The 18,088-nt window shown below is 38.9% G+C and carries 16 protein-coding genes; 6 read left to right on the top strand and 10 right to left on the bottom strand.

The window, feature by feature from the left end; translation table 11 throughout:
- Positions 1-324 precede the first annotated feature (324 nt).
- Both HMPREF3249_RS03235 and HMPREF3249_RS03230 read left to right on the top strand, forming a co-directional pair.
- Positions 325-1,206: a helix-turn-helix domain-containing protein gene (locus HMPREF3249_RS03235; RefSeq protein ID WP_081317648.1), complete on the top strand. Its 882-nt coding sequence runs from the start codon at positions 325-327 to the stop codon at positions 1,204-1,206.
- A gap of 17 nt (positions 1,207-1,223) precedes the next feature.
- On the top strand, positions 1,224-1,997 hold the full coding sequence (locus HMPREF3249_RS03230) for a Cof-type HAD-IIB family hydrolase (protein WP_059221645.1): 774 nt from the start codon (positions 1,224-1,226) through the stop codon (positions 1,995-1,997).
- A gap of 39 nt (positions 1,998-2,036) precedes the next feature.
- Here the strand turns inward: HMPREF3249_RS03230 and HMPREF3249_RS03225 are convergent, their stop codons facing one another.
- Entirely contained in the window at positions 2,037-4,835 is a 2,799-nt protein-coding gene (locus HMPREF3249_RS03225; RefSeq protein ID WP_059221647.1) for a YhgE/Pip domain-containing protein, read from the bottom strand.
- A gap of 173 nt (positions 4,836-5,008) precedes the next feature.
- Between HMPREF3249_RS03225 and HMPREF3249_RS03220 the strand changes: the two genes are divergently transcribed.
- Positions 5,009-5,542 (top strand): TetR/AcrR family transcriptional regulator, encoded by a 534-nt coding sequence (locus HMPREF3249_RS03220; RefSeq protein WP_003027864.1) that lies wholly within the window; start codon positions 5,009-5,011, stop codon positions 5,540-5,542.
- Positions 5,543-5,653: 111 nt separating this feature from the next.
- Here HMPREF3249_RS03220 and rpsD read toward each other — a convergent pair whose 3' ends face one another.
- The 9 genes from rpsD to HMPREF3249_RS03175 all read right to left on the bottom strand — a co-directional run bounded on the left by rpsD (position 5,654) and on the right by HMPREF3249_RS03175 (position 15,548).
- Positions 5,654-6,265 (bottom strand): 30S ribosomal protein S4, encoded by a 612-nt coding sequence (gene rpsD, locus HMPREF3249_RS03215; protein WP_003026749.1) that lies wholly within the window; start codon positions 6,263-6,265, stop codon positions 5,654-5,656.
- Positions 6,266-6,469: 204 nt separating this feature from the next.
- Positions 6,470-7,102, bottom strand: coding sequence for an HAD family hydrolase (locus HMPREF3249_RS03210; protein ID WP_059221649.1), 633 nt, complete (start codon positions 7,100-7,102; stop codon positions 6,470-6,472).
- A gap of 58 nt (positions 7,103-7,160) precedes the next feature.
- Entirely contained in the window at positions 7,161-7,433 is a 273-nt protein-coding gene (locus tag HMPREF3249_RS03205; protein WP_003027868.1) for a Veg family protein, read from the bottom strand.
- Positions 7,434-7,436: 3 nt separating this feature from the next.
- The gene (gene dnaB, locus HMPREF3249_RS03200) at positions 7,437-8,789 is read right to left on the bottom strand and encodes a replicative DNA helicase (protein ID WP_059221651.1); all 1,353 of its coding nucleotides are present in this window, start codon (positions 8,787-8,789) and stop codon (positions 7,437-7,439) included.
- Positions 8,790-8,822: 33 nt separating this feature from the next.
- Entirely contained in the window at positions 8,823-9,275 is a 453-nt protein-coding gene (rplI, locus tag HMPREF3249_RS03195; RefSeq protein WP_059221653.1) for a 50S ribosomal protein L9, read from the bottom strand.
- Entirely contained in the window at positions 9,272-11,248 is a 1,977-nt protein-coding gene (locus tag HMPREF3249_RS03190; protein ID WP_059221655.1) for a DHH family phosphoesterase, read from the bottom strand. Before HMPREF3249_RS03190 ends, rplI begins: the two co-directional genes overlap by 4 nt.
- 241 nt (positions 11,249-11,489) lie before the next feature.
- On the bottom strand, positions 11,490-13,406 hold the full coding sequence (gene mnmG / locus HMPREF3249_RS03185) for a tRNA uridine-5-carboxymethylaminomethyl(34) synthesis enzyme MnmG (RefSeq protein ID WP_070867485.1): 1,917 nt from the start codon (positions 13,404-13,406) through the stop codon (positions 11,490-11,492).
- A 135-nt stretch (positions 13,407-13,541) separates the two neighbouring features.
- Positions 13,542-14,687, bottom strand: a complete 1,146-nt coding sequence (gene mnmA, locus HMPREF3249_RS03180) for a tRNA 2-thiouridine(34) synthase MnmA (RefSeq protein ID WP_257362725.1) — start codon at positions 14,685-14,687, stop codon at positions 13,542-13,544.
- Positions 14,688-15,020: 333 nt separating this feature from the next.
- On the bottom strand, positions 15,021-15,548 hold the full coding sequence (locus HMPREF3249_RS03175; RefSeq protein ID WP_059221659.1) for an aggregation-promoting factor: 528 nt from the start codon (positions 15,546-15,548) through the stop codon (positions 15,021-15,023).
- A gap of 247 nt (positions 15,549-15,795) precedes the next feature.
- Here HMPREF3249_RS03175 and sdaAB point away from each other — a divergent pair, with 247 nt between their 5' ends.
- From sdaAB to HMPREF3249_RS03160, 3 genes are read left to right on the top strand one after another with little or no spacing between them, the layout of a single operon-like run.
- Entirely contained in the window at positions 15,796-16,467 is a 672-nt protein-coding gene (sdaAB, locus tag HMPREF3249_RS03170) for an L-serine ammonia-lyase, iron-sulfur-dependent subunit beta (RefSeq protein ID WP_059221662.1), read from the top strand.
- A gap of 8 nt (positions 16,468-16,475) precedes the next feature.
- On the top strand, positions 16,476-17,348 hold the full coding sequence (gene sdaAA / locus HMPREF3249_RS03165; RefSeq protein WP_049514052.1) for an L-serine ammonia-lyase, iron-sulfur-dependent, subunit alpha: 873 nt from the start codon (positions 16,476-16,478) through the stop codon (positions 17,346-17,348).
- Positions 17,349-17,400: 52 nt separating this feature from the next.
- Positions 17,401-18,057: an HAD hydrolase-like protein gene (locus HMPREF3249_RS03160; protein WP_070867484.1), complete on the top strand. Its 657-nt coding sequence runs from the start codon at positions 17,401-17,403 to the stop codon at positions 18,055-18,057.
- Positions 18,058-18,088: the final 31 nt, after the last annotated feature.

Raw genomic sequence — 18,088 nt, 5'->3', positions numbered from 1 at the left:
ACGGAGTGAACGACAATCAGTTTGCCTTGTCAGCTGCGCGGACGAAATGAAATTGTCTCGCCTCACCTCATCAGCCAACGAAATCCAGAAAAATCATCTCATTTAGTATAACATGAATGGGAAATTATAGGAAATTTTCTGAAAAAGAGGATTAACCACTTTCAAAACAGTTTGAACACACAGTCCTTAATGGAACGCAGAAGCAGAAAAGGTATTTTTCTTCATCACTTTTTCTCCTTTCATCTATATGATATAATATGATGAAAAGGCATTCACAAAATGCCCACTATTTTCACATTTCATATTTAACACAAGGAGTCGCCTATGCGTTGGGATATTGGCACAGTTTACAAGACAATTCGAAAAGCAAAGGGAATCACCCAGCAAGAGATTTGCGGAGATTGGATTTCGCGCTCCAATCTTTCCAAGTTTGAAAGCAACCAATCCGTTCCCAGCTATGAAACCATGGAATTTCTGCTCCACCAGATTGACATGAGCTTTGGGGAATTTGAATATATTTGTGATTATTATCATTCAAATCACAGAATGAAGATCATCTTACAATTTAAAAATTATTTGTCTGTCGTTGAAACAGAACAATTACTGGATTTAACCAAACAGTGTGAAGACTACTTGAAAGCTCATCATGATATTCCCATTAGCAATATTTTGCGTATGGCAAATATACTAATTGAAATTAGAAAAAATAAAATCAGTAGTCAAGCACAAGTTTTAGCTCAACAGTTATGGACAGATTTAGAAAAACGAGATACTTTTTATGAAAGTGACCTAAATTTACTAAGTGTCATTCTTTATTTCTTCCCACTAGAAACTATTCAAAATATAACGGAAAAAATCTTAGCCAGTCTCAACAGGTATAAGCATTACAAAGAAATTCACAGTACACAATTCTCCATTTTAGCCAACCTTTCGACCATCTACCTTTACAACAACCGCCTTGACGATTGCCAGCGTATCACCGAGATGATCTTACCGCTCGCCAAGCAAACAAAACGATACGACAAGCTCGGCTTTGCTCAGGTTCGTCTGGGTATTTGCCAAAGAGACGACGACCTTATCCAGAAAGGTCTCCAGTTGCTTGAGCTGACAGAAGAAACGACCTTGCTCGAAAACTTGAAAAAAGAAGTCAAACAGCATCGTACTTCCCCTTTCTCTCATGTTTCACGTGGAACTTCAGCACCTTAAAGGAGACAGAGAAGCAAATGACTTACAACGGATTTGTATTTTTTGATATTGACGGCACCTTGGTTGATAGCCAAGGACAAGTCCCAGCAGACAACAAAACAGCCATTGCTCAACTACGAGCCAACGGCTTTCTGCCTATTATCTGTACGGGGCGCGGGCGCGGAGAAATGGGGACAGTTCTGGAAGACGCTGGGATTCATTCCGCTATCTTGCTAAATGGCATGGAAATCCTCCATGAAAAGCAATTCCTGTTTGAAGGACGAATTGCACAAAACAGCATCCTCAAGCTCCTGCAACTGGCAAAGGAAAATGAACACGACCTCGGTTTTTATTCGCAAGGAGAAATGCGTGTGACGGCGCTCAGTCTGACTGTTCAGCGGAATTTCCGCTATTTTCATCAAGACCTGCCCCAAGTCGGTCCGACCATTTATCAAAATCAGCCTTGTCAGATGTTGCTCATTTTTAGTGAGGAGCCTGAAAAAGACACCCAGTATCAGACAGAAGTCCCTGAACTGCACTTTTTCCGTAACAGCCCCTACTCGATAGACATCACGCCGCACGGTTGTAACAAAGGCTCTGGGATTCAACACCTGCTGACCTTGCTGGCAGACGAAGCACCGACTTACGCATTCGGAGACGGACTCAATGACCTGACCATGTTTGAGACAGTAGATTATCCCATTGCAATGGGCAATAGCCAAGCAACCGTCAAAGAAGCAGCCACTTTCATCACGCGCTCCAATGATGAAAACGGTATTCCGTACGCCCTTGCTCACTTTGGTTTAATTTGAAAAAGAAGCTCCTGTATTCAAGATACAAGAGCTTTTAGATTAGACTAATTCTTTTTTATTTGGATTGTAAACCAAGAAACCAAGACCGACAAAGAGCAGCAGAACAACTGTCATGAAAGCAACTTGTCCACCGACTTGCCCTGTTATCGAAATTGTTTGACGCAAAGCCGAAACAGAGTAACTCATTGGCATCCAAGGATTGACATCTTGGAAAATCTTATCCGTCAATGGCAATGGGTAAGTACCCGCACTAGAGGCGAGTTGCAGCAACAACAAGATTAAGGAAATGAAAGCACCAAGCTTGGTGTCCCACGTTACCAGAGCCGTCACCACAGCCATGAAGCACATGCTGGTCAAAAGAATGATACCAAGCGTTGCCCATTCGTGGTTAGCAGTTAAGCCAATCATGTGTACCGCACCGTACACCAATAAACCTGCCAAGAGAGAAATAACACCATTGACCTGAATACGTGCTTTCAGCCATTCCATACGTGTCTGAGGTTTCTTACCAGAAGGCAACGTGTTAAAAATGATATTGGTTGAAATCGCTGCTACAAAAAGTGCCACAGAAATCATATATGGAGCCATACCGATACCATTTTTACCAACATGGTCTTTATCTGTTTTCTTCGTTGTCAATGGATTTGCAAGCGCCTTGGCGTTGGCTTTATTGGTTGTCACCGTGGATAATTGGTCTTTGGCGTCTGTTAAACCTGCTGTCAAGGTATCCGCACCCGACACAAGTGTTCCCAGATTAGACGTGATAGTTGAACTACCGTCTGCTAACTTCGTAGAACCATTTGCAATTTGACTAGCTCCGTCAGACAGTTTGCCTGCTCCTGACACGAGTGTAGCAGAATTGTTCACTAATTGACTAGCTCCGTCTGCCAATTTTGCTAAGCCAGCGTCGATTTGACCATTATTAGCCGCCAATTGATTAGCTCCGGAATTGATTTTTGCCATACCAGATGTCAATTGACTATTTTTACCAGCCAAAGTCTTAGAACCTGAACTGATTTTCGCCATGCCAGACGTCAACTGCTCATTCTTACCAGCCAAGGTCTTAGAACCTGAACTGATTTTCGCCATGCTGGATGTTAATTGACTATTCTTACTAGATAAGGTATTAGCTCCTGCTGTTATCTGCGCAACCCCATTGGTGTAGTCGGTTACACCTTTTGCCAATTGACCAGCACCTGTTGCTAAGCTCGTTTGCAATTGGTCAATACCTGCTGCTACTTGATTAGCACCCGCATTTGATTGTTGCAAAGCTGCAAGGATTTTTGCTTGGGATTGTTGTGCGCTCGTTTGAAGCTCTGAAAGCGCACCTTTTGCTTGTCCGATGACAGCTGCGCTTTGTTGATTAGAAGATTGCTCTGGCAAGTTCGTCACTTGCGTCTTGAGCGCTTGAATATTTGTCAATAGACTTGCCGCAGTCGTAGCAGTTTGACTTGGAGTTTGCGAAATCGCAGCATTGATTTCTGCCTGCTCACTAGCACTTAACTTTTGATAAGCAGCTGTAGCAGCCACGTTAGTTGCAATCGTAGTCTTGTCTGTCGTCGCACTATTGGCAAGCGTGTTCACAGCCGTTTCCATATCGCTTAAAGCAGTTGTCATGCTTGCTTTGGCAGCTGATAAGTCTGATCCAGTTGAAAGAGCGGTTTGCACAGCAGTTAAACCTGCTTGCAAATCCTGTAGCTTTTGAACTTGTTCAGCAGTCATGCCAGATTGTTGAACAGTCGTCATTAACGTGTTCAGACCCGTAGCTAATTGATGCGCACCGCTTGATAATTTTTGAATTTCTTCATTAGAAGCACTCAATTGATTAACACCAGCCAATAAGTTTTGCGATTGACTGTTTAATTGATTTGCACCACCTGCAAGATTGGCCACACCATTGGTATAGGTAGTTAAGCCATCTGATAATTGCCCTGAGCCGTCAGCCAATTGACCAACAGCACTTGTATAGTCTATCAGACCTTTTGATAATATATCTGACCCAGAAGCTAATTGACCAACAGCATTTGTATAGTCTGTCAGACCTTTTGAAAGCGTATCTGACCCATAAGCCAATTGACCGACACCTGACGTATAAGCTGAAAGGCGTGTCGATAGCGTACCAATTCCGTCTGAAAGCTGACGCACACCAAGCGTATAGGTCCCCAAACCTGTCGTCAATGTATTAGCGCCGTCTGCAAACGTCATACTAGAGCTAGATAAAGTATTCAAATTATCTGTCAAGGTTTGACTACCGTCTTTTAATTGTTGACCGCCAGAAGCGAGTTGACCACTACCAGAAGCAGCTGTTGTCATGCCTTTCCTCAAGCTATTCATACTCTTGAAGAGAGATGTCGTGTATGTATTTGTCACATTGTTAGCGACAGTTTGTTGAAGCCGCGTCATAGCTGAGTCACTCATCTTGCTGGCAATAAAGCTGTGTCCGCTAGATGTTTGATAATCAATCTGCATCTTTTGCGGCTTATTATCCAGAATACTAGCAGCCTTTTGAGACAAATCACTTGGAAGCGTGATTATCATATAATAATCACCTTTCTCCAATCCCTTCTTAGCCTTTCCTTCAGATACAAAATGAAAGTCCAAAGCATCATTCTTTTTAAGACTTTTCACCATATCATCGCCAACAGATAAGGTGTTGTTGTTAAATGTCGCATGTTGGTCTTTATTCACAACCGCTACTGGCAATTCTGAAACTTTACCATAAGGATTCCACATGGAGCTCAAAAAGATTACATTATAAAGAGCAGGAATCAAGGAAACACCAATCATGACAATCACAAAAATTGGTTTTTTGAAAATTGCTTTCCATTCTTTGAACATTTTTTCTCCTCTATCTTAGACACTCTGTATAAAAATTTTAATTTTTGAAATATTTTTATACACATTGTCTAAATATTTGATATAATAGATTATACAGTTTCTGAAATTTTTCACAAGAGAAAAATTTCATTTTTAGACACGTTGTATAAAATTGTTCAAAAGAGAAAGGTAAAATGGTAGAAAGTAACAAACGTCAAAAAACAAAAATGATTATTGAAAACGCTATGGTAGAGCTACTGGAACACGAATCATTCGATCAGATTAGCACTGTCAAGTTGACAAAAACGGCTGGTATCAGTCGCAGCAGTTTTTATACACACTACAAAGATAAATATGACATGATTGAGCATTATCAGCAAAAACTTTTTCATAAGTTAGAATACATTTTTGATAAGTATGCCCAAAATAAGCGCAGTGCCATTATAGAAGTTTTTGATTTTCTCACACGTGAATCTCTCCTTTCTGCCCTATTGACAGAAAACGGAACCAAAGAAATCCAAACTTTTTTACGCCATAAATTCCAAATTATGCTAGCTGAAGACCTACAAGATCACTTCAATAGCAAATTGCTGAGCCAATTAGAAAAAGAGTACAGTTATGTTTATCTCACAAATGCCTTTTTTGGTGTCTGTCAAATGTGGATTTCCAGAGGAAAAAAAGAAAGCCCCGAACAAATGGCAGATTTCCTTTTAAAAATGCTGTATTAGAATATTTCCTATACCTGCCCTAGTAGCACACACAAGGTCTCTAGGACTTTTTTCGTAATCTTTATAACAAAAAAGAAGCTGGGGAAATCCCAACTTCTGATAATCCATTGATTAAAGTTGTTTGTTGTAGTATTCAACGACAAGTGCTTCGTTGATTTCTGGGTTGATTTCATCGCGTTCTGGAAGGCGAGTCAATGAACCTTCTAATTTTTCAGCATCAAACGATACGAACGCTGGACGTCCAAGAGTTGCTTCAACAGCTTCGAGGATTGCAGGTACTTTAAGTGACTTTTCACGAACTGAAATCACTTGTCCAACAGATACGCGGTAGCTAGGAATATCTACACGTTTTCCGTCAACAAGGATATGACCATGGTTTACGAATTGACGAGCTTGACGACGAGTTGTTGCAAGTCCAAGACGATAAACAACGTTATCCAAACGGCGTTCCAAAAGAAGCATGAAGTTAAAACCAAGGATTCCGCCTTTGATTTTAGTTGCTTGTACGAACAAGTTACGGAATTGTTTTTCACCTACACCGTAAGTGAAGCGAAGTTTTTGTTTTTCAGCCAATTGCAAACCGTATTCTGACAATTTACTACGGTTGTTTGGTCCATGTTGACCTGGTACGTAGTTACGACGTGCTAATTCTTTACCTGTACCTGTAAGTGAAAGACCCAAACGACGAGCTTGTTTCCAAGATGGTCCTGTATAACGTGACATAAACATGTCCTCCTGTAAAAATAATAATTTGAGGAAATAGTCACTTAGAAAGCCCTGATTCGTGCAGAACATTTTCGCCTAAACAGCCAAGGCTACTTTTATAGCTAATGTTCTGTTGACGAGCTTCATGCTCTCCTGCTGCTATTTCACACAAAAGCCATTATATCAAAAAAAATCCTATCTGTAAAGACGGATTTTACCAGATTATTTCTTTCTATGAAAATAACCTTTCTTTTTCAACAATTCTTCTATCGCAATTATATTTTGCTGTTCAGATGTTGCTAAAATAGTTTCAAATCCTAGACTTTTAGCGACATCTAAATTAACCTGTAGATCATCTATAAACACACATTGATTAGCTTGTAATGCGTATTGAGCTAGTAACTTTTGATAGATACTTTTATCTGGCTTTGCACACCCTACTTCGTAAGAAAGGATTTTACCAGTCAACACTTTCGTCATCGGTAATAAACCTGCATTTTCAACTGCATAAAATATCTCACTTGTAGTAGACAAAATATAAATGCCATATCCCAGCTGAGCCCATTCAAAAATTTTCTCTTGTAGCTGATAATAAACATCCACTATCTCATACCAATGAGTAAAAATGGCTTCAACAGTAGCAGAGTAAGAACTATCTAGCAATGTTTGAGCTGCCTGAATGGCTACTTCCAAAGTTAATTGTCCAGTATCTGTCTGAGCCCAGAACCCCGAATCAAAAATAGCAGCTTTGACGCACTTCCGGTCTTCTTCATCTTCTACAAAAGTAGCTAAAATCTTAGCGGGATTCCATTCAATTAAAACATTGCCAAAATCAAAAACTAGATTTTTAATCATTTTTCACTCCAGCTACATCACATCAAAGCAGTTTTTCGCCATTAAAACAAATTTATTCTCAATCCAAATAATGAATGAGATTTTTCTCTGTTAAAATATCTGAATAAGTATAAGATTCGACATAAGTATTTTCAATCTCACCCGGTTGACCTCCATTACTTGTATATTCAACGATAAACAAAGAAGGATAAACTTCAATCAAGCGCCCTTGCTTATTTTTTTGACGTTTACGACCATTTTCAAGAGTCATTTCTACCATTTTGCCCTCATGGGCTTTGATTTCTTCTTTAATTTTTCTCATTTTTGCAACATCTGTAAATGCATCACTCATTGTTTATTCCTCTCTCTTGGAAATACTTGAAAACTTATTGTATTCTTTTTGGAAAATCAATTCTACCGTACCACGCGCACCGCTACGGTTCTTTTCGATAATCACTTCAACCTTGTTGTTTGGAAGCCCTTCAGGTTCTTCACCGCCGCGTTCATAGTAGTCATCTCGATATAAAAATGCAACAATATCTGCATCCTGCTCAATAGAACCCGACTCACGAATGTCTGACAAAACAGGCCGTTTGTCCTGACGCTGTTCCACACTCCGTGACAATTGGCTCAGCGCAATGACTGGCACTTTCAACTCTTTTGCCAAAATCTTTAATTGACGAGAGATTTCAGAAACTTCCTGCTGACGATTTTCTCGACCAGTCCCTGTAATCAACTGCAAGTAGTCAATCAAGATCAATCCAAGATTTCCTGTTTCTTGCGCTAATTTTCGAGCACGCGAACGAATTTCTGTAATCCGAATTCCTGGCGTATCGTCAATGTAAATACTAGCTTCTGCTAGATTTCCTTGTGCAATCGCATACTTGCTCCATTCTTCATCCGTCAGTTGCCCTGTACGGATTGAATGTGATTCAATTAACCCCTCTGCTGCCAGCATTCGGTCTACTAGGCTTTCTGCCCCCATTTCTAAAGAAAAGATAGCGACTGTTTTATCTAGCTTTGTTCCAATATTTTGAGCAATATTGAGAGCAAAAGCTGTTTTACCAACCGCTGGACGAGCTGCCACGATGATTAACTCTTCTTCATGCAAACCCGTAGTCATGTGATCCAAGTCTTGATAACCTGTCGCAATCCCTGTAATATCAGAAGTTTGCTGAGACCGCGTTTCCAAGCTGCCAAAGTTAAGATTCAAAATCTCTTTAATATTTTTAAAGCCACTTCGACTAGCATTTTCACTAACATCGATCAGCGCTTTTTCAGCCCCAGCAATGATTTCATCTGCAGGACTAGAGCCATCATAAGCTAGATTGATAGAGTCTGTCAGCCGCGAAATCAACCGGCGCAAAACAGCTTTTTCTGCGACAATCTTAGCATAATATTCAGCATTGGCAGAAGTCGGCACTGAATTGACCACTTCAACCAAGTAAGACAAGCCACCGATATTTTGCAAATCACCCTGACTGTCCAAAATATTACGAACAGTTGTCGCATCAATGGCATCACCTCGCTCTGCCAAGTCAATCATCGCTTTAAAAATTAAGCGATTAGCATATTTAAAGAAGTCGTTTGGCTCGATATATTCACGAACAAAAACTAGCTTACTCTCATCAATAAAAATCGCACCTAAAACAGATTGTTCTGCCAAAATGTCTTGCGGCTGTACTCGCAATTCATCAATATCTGCCATAAGACCTCCTCTCTCAAAAAATAATCTTCTTTATTAACCTTCTTTTACACGTAAATTGATAACGCTAGTCACATCTTGATAAATTTTCACTGGCACATCAATCAAGCCAACAGAACGAATAGGATTCTTGACTTGAATCAATCGTTTATCAATCCTAATTCCAAATTGCTTTTGCAATTCTTCAGCAATTTTTTTATTGGTAATAGAACCAAAAGTACGTCCATCTGGTCCTACTTTTTCAGTAAATTCAACAATTGTACTTTCTGCTTCCAGCTTTTCCTTAATGGCTTGTGCTTCAGCTAACATTTCTGCATGCGCTTTTTCTTCTGATTTTTGCTTACCACGAAGTTCACCAATAGCTGCAGCAGTTGCTTCCTTTGCAAGATTTTTTTTAATCAAAAAGTTCTGTGCATAACCAGTTGGCACCTCTTTAATCTCGCCTTTTTTCCCTTTTCCTTTAACATCTGCTAAAAAAATTACTTTCATTTCTTTAACTCCTTATCTTTTAGTACTTCATGAACAATAATTTCATTCAACCGTTGGATGATTTGTGCGATTGTCTGGTCAGGGATTTGCGCTGCTGCCAAGTTAAAATGACCGCCTCCACCCAGTTCTTCCATAATCCGCTGTACATTGATTTTACTACGACTACGAGCAGATATCGATATACTATTTTGTTTATTTTTGCTGACAACAAAACTCGCTTCAATTCCCGACATAGCTAGCATAGCATCTGCAGCTTTACTAATAACAACTGTATCATAGCATTTTTCTTCTGCTCCAGTGGCTACAAGTACATTTGGCAAGATTTTCTTACCATTTAAAATTAGCTCATTCACCTCACGGTACTCATCAAAGTCTGTGGCAGAAATATCCTGAATGGCTACACTGTCACTTCCACGCGTGCGCAAATAACTTGCTACATCAAATGTTCGACTAGTGACACGCGAAGAAAATTTCTTCGTATCCAGCATAATTCCAGCCATCAATACACTAGCTTGCATTTTACTCAAACGTCGATGCTTAGAATTTTGGAATTGAATCAATTCTGTCACTAATTCACAAGCACTGCTTGCTCCACTTTCAATGTAGCTAATAATGGCATTTTCTGGAAAATCTTGGTCTCTTCTATGGTGGTCAATGACGATAATTTGATGAAATAAATCATAAAATTCCTTTGATAGGGTCAGAGCTGTTTTTGAATGATCCACCATGATTAGTAAAGAGCGATTCGTTACCATTGTCATCGCATCAGCGACCGAAAGAAGATTGGTCTCTCCTTCATCTTGCAATCTATGAACTGCTCGCTCAATATCAGCAGCCATTTGATGAGGATCATAGACAGCATAGGTCTGATCAATAATATTGCTAGCAAATACTTGCATTCCAACAGCAGAGCCCAGTGCATCCATATCCAAATTTCTATGCCCAACCACAAAAACTTGGTCCACACTTTTAATCTTATCTGAAATAGCAGTCATCATAGCGCGCGTGCGAGTACGTGTCCGTTTCACAGATGCAGCTGATCCACCACCAAAATAAACTGGATTCTTTGACTCATCATTTTCTTTTACAACAGCCTGATCACCACCACGAACTTCAGCAAGGTTCAAGTTTAACAGAGCTACTTTACCAATCTGTTCATGATTGCTATCTCCATACGAAAATCCCATACTCAAAGTAAGAGGAATTTCCCGCTTTTTCGCCTCTTCCCTAAACTGATCAATCACTGTGAACTTATCTTGCATTAACTGATCCAAAACTGTGTAATCTGTAAAAATATAAAAACGATCCATCCCCACACGACGAGAAAACATGGCGTATTTTTCGGCAAATTCAGCAACAAACTTTGCGATGAAACTATTAATATGACTAATATCTGAATCTGAGACGACGTCCTCTAAATCATCATAATTATCGACTGAAATAATACCAATAACTGGTCTCGTCGTTACTAATTCTGAAGTTGCTTCATACTCATTAGATGCATCAAAAAAGTAAAACACACTTGAAGCATGATCTAAGTAGACCGAATATTTTGTATCCCCAATTGTTGCATACGACCCAGCACCCTCAGATGGTGTTTTGGTAATTTTTTGCAGTAAATCCATATCAAACTCACCATCTTCATTGGTGAGAACCAACTCCGCATAGGGATTAAACCATTCAACATTTCCAGATGCTTGGTCTACTTTCACAACACCAACTGGCATCCTTTCAAGTAATGACGCCAAACTGTTTTCTGCTTGATTGTTTACATACTGGATTTGTTCTACTTCATTAAGTTCATAACTTTTTTGTTGGAAAATCAATAGAAAAATCAAAATAGCCAGCACCAAAAAAAGCACAACTAACATCAAAATGCCGCTACCAAGAACTCTTAATAAAATAGCTAAAATTCCAAAGGAAATAACACCCATGATTACAAAATGGATTGGAGTAAAACGAAATTTTTCCATCATAAACCTCTTAACCGCCATTTTACCATAAAAGCTCTAAAAAAGCGAGCTTTCCCTGTATAAAGCAAGCCAAATATCTTGTTAGACATCAATCTTTCTATTACCACTTGGTCTACTTTACAAGGAAAAACAAGTTCTGTCACTGTTTTCTCAACTTTACTAACTCAATAGTTTACAAACTTGTCAAACATTTTTCACGAAAAAGATACTTGTTCATACTATTGAACAAGTATCTTCATCATTATTTTTTTGTTTTTTCCTGGTTTTTCGAAATACTTCGTGATTTACCTTCCAAATAAACCATCAAAATAGAAATATCTGCAGGATTGACACCAGAAATCCGGCTAGCCTGACCAATAGTTTCTGGATTTATTTTCTTAAACTTCTGACGAGCTTCTGTAGCAATAGAATCAATATCATCCCAATCTATAGTTGCTGGAATGCGTTTTTCTTCCATGCGCTTCATTTTTTCAACCTGATCCAATGCTTTAGAAATATAGCCTTCATATTTAACTTCAGTTTCAATCAATTCAATAATCTTTTCATCTAAAACTTCAGCTGCTGGACCAATAAAATTGATAACATCTTCATACGAAACTTCTGGACGACGCAAAAATTCTTTCGCTGTAACTGCGTCTGTCAATGGTTTAAAGCCTAATTTTTCAACCATTTCATTCGTTTCTTTAATTGGCTTTAATTTAATAGAATTCAAACGCTTCATTTCAGTTTCATATTGATGTTTCTTAATTTCAAAACGCAGCCAGCGCTCATCATCAACCAATCCTACTTTACGTCCAATTTCAGTCAATCGCATATCCGCATTGTCATGACGTAAAATGAGACGATATTCGGCTCGACTAGTCAAAAGACGATACGGCTCTACCGTTCCCTTAGTGACCAAGTCATCAATCGTGACCCCAATATAACCATCACTGCGTTTCAAAATCAGTTCCGGTTTTCCTTGAACTTTTAGAGCTGCATTGATTCCTGCAACAATGCCTTGTCCCGCTGCTTCTTCATAACCAGACGTCCCATTCGTTTGCCCAGCTGTAAACAAACCTGAGATTTTCTTAGTTTCTAGAGTAGCACGAAGCTGATGTGGCATAATCATATCATATTCAATCGCATAGCCAGTTCGCATCAATTCAGCATTTTCAAGTCCCTTAATAGAATGCACTAAATCTTTTTGAACATCTTCTGGCAAACTCGTTGACAACCCCTGAATATAAACTTCTTCTGTATCTCGCCCTTCTGGCTCCAAGAAAAGTTGGTGACGCTCTTTATCTGCAAAACGAACAATTTTGTCTTCAATTGACGGGCAGTAACGTGGTCCTACACCTTTCACCATTCCTGAAAACATTGGTGCACGGTAAAGGTTGTTTTGAATAATTTCATGACTTCTTCCATTAGTATAAGTTAGCCAACAAGGAATCTGATCTTTGAGGTAATCCTCATCGTGAGAAGTATAGGAAAAGTGGTTCGCTTTTTCATCTCCAGGCTGAATATCCGTTTCTTCATAATTGATAGAAGAGGCTTTCACACGTGGTGGAGTCCCTGTTTTAAAACGCCCAATTTCAAACCCTAAATCACGTAAATTGTCTGCTAAGTTAATTGCAGCTAAACTATGATTAGGACCAGAAGAATACTTCAAATCTCCAATAATAATTTCTCCACGCAGAGCTGTACCGGTTGTTACGACAACTGCCTGTGCAGCAAACTCTTGGTGCGTGGCTGTTTTCACACCAACGACTTTCCCGTTCTCAACTAGAATCTCATCTATAATAGTTTGACGCAAAGTGAGATTTTCTTGATGTTGAACCGTCTTGCGCATTTCTTTAGAATAAAGTTCCTTATCTGCTTGCGCACGAAGAGCACGAACTGCTGGACCTTTCCCAGTATTGAGCATCTTCATTTGAATATAAGTTTTATCTATATTCTTAGCCATCTCTCCACCTAGAGCATCCACTTCACGTACAACGATCCCCTTAGCAGATCCTCCAATAGACGGATTACAAGGCATAAAAGCTAGCATTTCAATATTGATTGTCGCAAGCAAAACTTTACAGCCCATCCGGCTTGCTGCTAACGAAGCCTCAACACCCGCATGCCCTGCGCCAATTACGACAATATCATAACTTTCAGTAAAATTGTGTGTCATCTTTTCTTTCCTTATTTTTTCACCAAAAAAGTCAAACCTCTAGAAGTGCAGGACAAAAAGCCTGCAACATCCATGAGCTTTGACCATCATAGTTATTGCTATATCCATTTTAGCAGATTGCTAAAAAATGTCAATCTAAATATACTGTTGAAGTTTACCATCTTTATAGGCATTGTCAATCAAGCCACCACCAAGACACTCTTCTTCATCATAAAATACAACGGCTTGTCCAGGTGTAATAGCACGTTGAGGTTCTGCAAAGTTGACAATTCCCTTGTCACCCTTTACAGTTACTGTAACCTTAGAATCTGGCTGACGATAACGAAACTTAGCTGTACATTCCATAGTAAACTCAGCTGGCATTTCTCTTGTAAAATGTACTTGACTAGCGTCAAGACTCGTTGACATCAAGTTGTCATGGTAAAAACCTTGACCAACATAAAGAATATTTTGACTGAGATCCTTACCCACTACAAACCAAGGTTCATTATCCCCGCCATGCTGACCACCAATGCCAAGGCCACCACGCTGACCAATTGTATAATACATTAAACCAGCATGTTCACCCATATCTCGACCATCAACTGTCATCATGCGACCAGGTTGAGCCGGTAAATAGTTTCCTAGGAATTCTTTAAAGTTTTTCTCACCAATAAAGCAGATGCCAGTTGAATCTTTTTTCTTAGCAGTAGCTAATCCTGCTTTCTCTGCAATAGCTCGAACTTCAGACTTTTCTAAATGTCCCAACGGGAACATCGTTTTTTGCAGCTGCTCTTGTGATAATTGACTAAGGAAATAAGTCTGGTCTTTGCCATTATCCACTCCTCGCAGCATATGAACAATTCCGTCTTCATCGCGCTTTGCACGCGCATAGTGACCTGTTGCCACATAGTCCGCTCCCAATGTCATAGCATAGTCCAAAAAAGCTTTGAACTTAATTTCTTTGTTGCACATGACATCTGGATTCGGGGTTCTACCAGCTCGATATTCAGCTAAGAAATATTCAAAAACGCGATCCCAATACTCTTTTTCAAAGTTGACAGAATAATAGGGAATGCCAATTTGGTCTGCCACAGCTGCTACGTCTTTATAGTCCTCTGTAGCCGTACAGACCCCATTTTCGTCAGTGTCGTCCCAATTTTTCATGAAAATGCCGATCACGTCATAGCCCTGCTCCTTTAACAAAAGAGCCGTAACTGACGAATCCACACCGCCACTCATTCCGACAACGACACGTGTTTTAGAATGATCACTCATAGTGTTCTCCCATCTTTTCGTTATTTCACGATTGAAGGTCGTGTTTTGCTTTCAACGATTGAAGGTCGCTTAGAGCAAGGTTTATTATAACACGAAATAACCTTAAGAACAAATTTCAATAACCAGACATCAATAACTTTACACTACTGTAAACTAAAAATTCAGTGGATAAACTATTAAATCAGTGAATGAAACAATAGAGATTCTATCAAAAGGGCGAATCTAGTGAGCAACTTTCAGCCTCTATCTACAGTCTGAAAATGGTGCTTTTAGTCGTAAACTACTATATTAAAGCCTTGCTTTCATCACAAAAAGGTTGAGACATTTTGTCCCAACCTCAATCATTTTTTGTATTCATCAATACCAGCCATTTGCTAACCAGAAAGTCTTTGCAGCTGACCAAGAACCATAACGACCTGCTACATAAGCATCAGCTACTTTTTCTTGATTTTCTGCTGACAAGTCACCATTTAAGTAAGATAAACTCAATTGGTAACGACCATAATATTGTCCATTTTGGGCTGTATAACTGCCACTTGATTCTTTTTGCGCAATCCATTCTTTTGCAGCTGCATCTTCAGCACTCAGACCAGATGTGGTAGTTGCAGAATTACTTGACTCCGCAGTTGTAGTACTTGTAGCGGTGTCATCTAACTCCAATACCTGCCCAACACTAATCAGATGAATATTGCTAATTTTATTCTTCTGAGCAATTTTATCAACTGTTGTATTATGTGATGCAGCAATAGCTGAAAGTGTATCTCCAGATTTCACTGTATAACTATCCGCGTTTGCAAGTGTAGGAAGAAAGAACAGCGCTGTTGCTGCTAAGCTCATTAAACCTACTTTCATTTTTTTATTTGTATTCTTTAAATTCAAAATCATTTAAATTCTCCTTTTCTGTGATAGAACTATCATATACCTTAATTATTACTATTGTTTTTACCTTTCATTAAAAATATTACAGGCAAATTGAAGAGAGACTAAAATTCACCCTATATTTCTTTGCTTTAAGGTTACTATAAGAAAAGTGACCTTAAAGATGGTCTAGAATTTATATCACATCTATTTTATCAAACAAAAAATACTGAATTTTGATATAATGAAGCTAATGAACTTATAAGGAATTACAATGAACTCACTAAAATTTCAATCTGTTTTTGATATTATTGGACCTGTTATGATTGGTCCATCTAGTAGTCATACTGCAGGAGCTGTTCGTATCGGAAAAATTGTCTCGTCTATCTTTGATGACGAACCAACAGAAGTTGAATTCCAACTATTTAATTCTTTTGCGAAAACTTATCGGGGACATGGTACAGACCTGGCTCTTGTAGCTGGGATTCTCGGAATGGATACAGATGACCCTGATATTCCAAATAGCCTAGAAATTGCTCATAAAAGAGGGATTAAAATTGTCTGGACTATTCAAAAAGATAGCAATGCTCCACACCCAAATACAGCTAAAATCACCGTAAAAAACGACCACAAAACGATTAGTGTTACTGGTATTTCTATTGGTGGTGGAAATATTCAGGTAACTGAATTAAATGGTTTTTCTATTTCACTCAGCATGAACACTCCAACAATCATTATCGTTCACCAGGACGTACCTGGAATGATTGCTCATGTTACTGAAGCACTTTCTCGTTATAACATCAATATCGCACAGATGAATGTCACAAGAGAAAAAGCAGGTGAAAAAGCAATTATGATCATTGAAGTTGACAGTCGCAGCTGTGATGGAGCTATTGAGGAAATCAAGAAAATTCCTAAACTTCATAATGTCAATTTCTTTAAATAGGAGAGTTTATGTTTTATTCAATCAAAGAATTAGTGGAGCAAGCAGATTTAGACTTTCAGGGTAGCGTTGCCGAACTTATGATTGCTACTGAATACGAACTGACAGGTCGTGAACGAGATGAAGTCTTACGCTTGATGACTAGAAATCTAGAAGTTATGAAAGCTTCTGTCGTTATGGGATTAGATGAAAGTAAATCTCGGAGTGGTTTAACAGGTGGCGATGCAGCCAAACTCCACAAATATATTCAATCAGGAAAAACTCTTTCGGACTATACTGTCTTGACGGCAGCTAAAAATGCTATTGCTGTCAATGAATACAATGCTAAAATGGGGTTGGTCTGTGCAACACCAACAGCAGGAAGTGCTGGTTGTTTACCCGCTGTCCTTACATCTGCTATCGAAAAATTAAGCCTTACTGAAAAACAACAACTAGACTTTTTATTAACAGCTGGAGCTTTCGGTCTAGTCATCGCTAATAATGCTTCTATTTCAGGAGCTGAAGGGGGCTGTCAAGCAGAAGTTGGATCAGCCTCAGCCATGAGTTCAGCAGCACTTGTTTTGGCAGCAGGTGGTACCCCATTTCAAGCCAGCCAGGCGATTTGTTTTGTGATTAAGAATATGCTTGGATTAATCTGTGACCCCGTTGCAGGATTAGTAGAAGTTCCCTGTGTCAAACGAAATGCTATGGGAGCTAGCTACGCTTTCATTGCCGCTGATATGGCTTTAGCAGGTATTGAATCAAAAATTCCCGTTGACGAAGTGATTGACGCTATGTATCAAGTTGGAGCAAGTATGCCAACTGCCTTCCGTGAGACTGCTGAAGGTGGATTGGCAGCTACACCTACTGGTCGTAGATTGTCCAAAAAAATTTTTGGAGAATAATTTTCTCCAAAAAAGGAAAAAGTTTACAACTCTGTAAACATGAATTTAGACTATGCAAAATTTTAAATATATTTTTTTCGATTTAGATGGAACACTTGTTGACAGTTCTGTAGGAATCAAGAATGCTTTCCAGTACGCATTCACTTCACTAAATATCAAAGCCGTTGATAGCAAAGAGCTGGATACTTTCATTGGACCACCTTTAGAAGTTAGTTTCGCTTCTGTAGTGCCAAAGACCAATGTCAATCAAGCTATTGCTCTCTTTAGAGAATACTATAAAAATAACGGTGTTTTTGAAGCTCAACTTTACAAAGGTATAAAAGAACTGTTGTTAGAATTAGAACATTCGGATTACCATGTCTATATTATCACTAGTAAAAATGAACCAATGGCTCATAAAATGGCACAATACCTAGAAATTGATAAACATTTCAATGGTATCTTCGGCTCTCTTCCAAATTCTTATCATAAAGCAGATGTTATAACTCGTGCTTTAAATAATTCTCATGCTAATCTTAAGCAATCTATCATTGTTGGGGATACAAAATTTGATATGATTGGTGGAAAATCAGTCGGAATTGCTACTTTAGGAGTTCTGTGGGGATTTGGAAACAAGAAAGAATTAACTGACAATGGGGCAGATTTTATCTCAGATTCACCTCAGAAAATTTTAACGGCTTTGGTAAATAATACTTTACATGAATTGTAAACCATCTTTACAATATACAATCAAAGATTCT

Origin of the sequence: Streptococcus sp. HMSC36C04 (assembly GCF_001839535.1) — a bacterium.
In the GTDB taxonomy this organism is placed as follows: Bacteria; Bacillota; Bacilli; order Lactobacillales; family Streptococcaceae; genus Streptococcus; species Streptococcus hominis.
The sequence above is the reverse complement of the archived record's forward strand: the minus strand, read 5'-3'. Positions and strand labels throughout refer to the sequence as shown.

Excerpts from the sequence above, each read along its gene's own strand:
- HMPREF3249_RS03175 (WP_059221659.1), bottom strand. The coding sequence starts at position 15,548 with ATGATTTTGAATTTAAAGAATACAAATAAAAAAATGAAAGTAGGTTTA.
- HMPREF3249_RS03230 (WP_059221645.1), top strand. The coding sequence starts at position 1,224 with ATGACTTACAACGGATTTGTATTTTTTGATATTGACGGCACCTTGGTT.
- rplI (WP_059221653.1), bottom strand. The coding sequence starts at position 9,275 with ATGAAAGTAATTTTTTTAGCAGATGTTAAAGGAAAAGGGAAAAAAGGC.
- rpsD (WP_003026749.1), bottom strand. The coding sequence starts at position 6,265 with ATGTCACGTTATACAGGACCATCTTGGAAACAAGCTCGTCGTTTGGGT.
- HMPREF3249_RS03210 (WP_059221649.1), bottom strand. The coding sequence starts at position 7,102 with ATGATTAAAAATCTAGTTTTTGATTTTGGCAATGTTTTAATTGAATGG.
- sdaAA (WP_049514052.1), top strand. The coding sequence starts at position 16,476 with ATGTTTTATTCAATCAAAGAATTAGTGGAGCAAGCAGATTTAGACTTT.
- HMPREF3249_RS03160 (WP_070867484.1), top strand. The coding sequence starts at position 17,401 with ATGCAAAATTTTAAATATATTTTTTTCGATTTAGATGGAACACTTGTT.
- mnmG (WP_070867485.1), bottom strand. The coding sequence starts at position 13,406 with ATGACACACAATTTTACTGAAAGTTATGATATTGTCGTAATTGGCGCA.
- HMPREF3249_RS03190 (WP_059221655.1), bottom strand. The coding sequence starts at position 11,248 with ATGGAAAAATTTCGTTTTACTCCAATCCATTTTGTAATCATGGGTGTT.
- dnaB (WP_059221651.1), bottom strand. The coding sequence starts at position 8,789 with ATGGCAGATATTGATGAATTGCGAGTACAGCCGCAAGACATTTTGGCA.
- HMPREF3249_RS03220 (WP_003027864.1), top strand. The coding sequence starts at position 5,009 with ATGGTAGAAAGTAACAAACGTCAAAAAACAAAAATGATTATTGAAAAC.
- HMPREF3249_RS03225 (WP_059221647.1), bottom strand. The coding sequence starts at position 4,835 with ATGTTCAAAGAATGGAAAGCAATTTTCAAAAAACCAATTTTTGTGATT.
- HMPREF3249_RS03205 (WP_003027868.1), bottom strand. The coding sequence starts at position 7,433 with ATGAGTGATGCATTTACAGATGTTGCAAAAATGAGAAAAATTAAAGAA.
- HMPREF3249_RS03235 (WP_081317648.1), top strand. The coding sequence starts at position 325 with ATGCGTTGGGATATTGGCACAGTTTACAAGACAATTCGAAAAGCAAAG.
- sdaAB (WP_059221662.1), top strand. The coding sequence starts at position 15,796 with ATGAACTCACTAAAATTTCAATCTGTTTTTGATATTATTGGACCTGTT.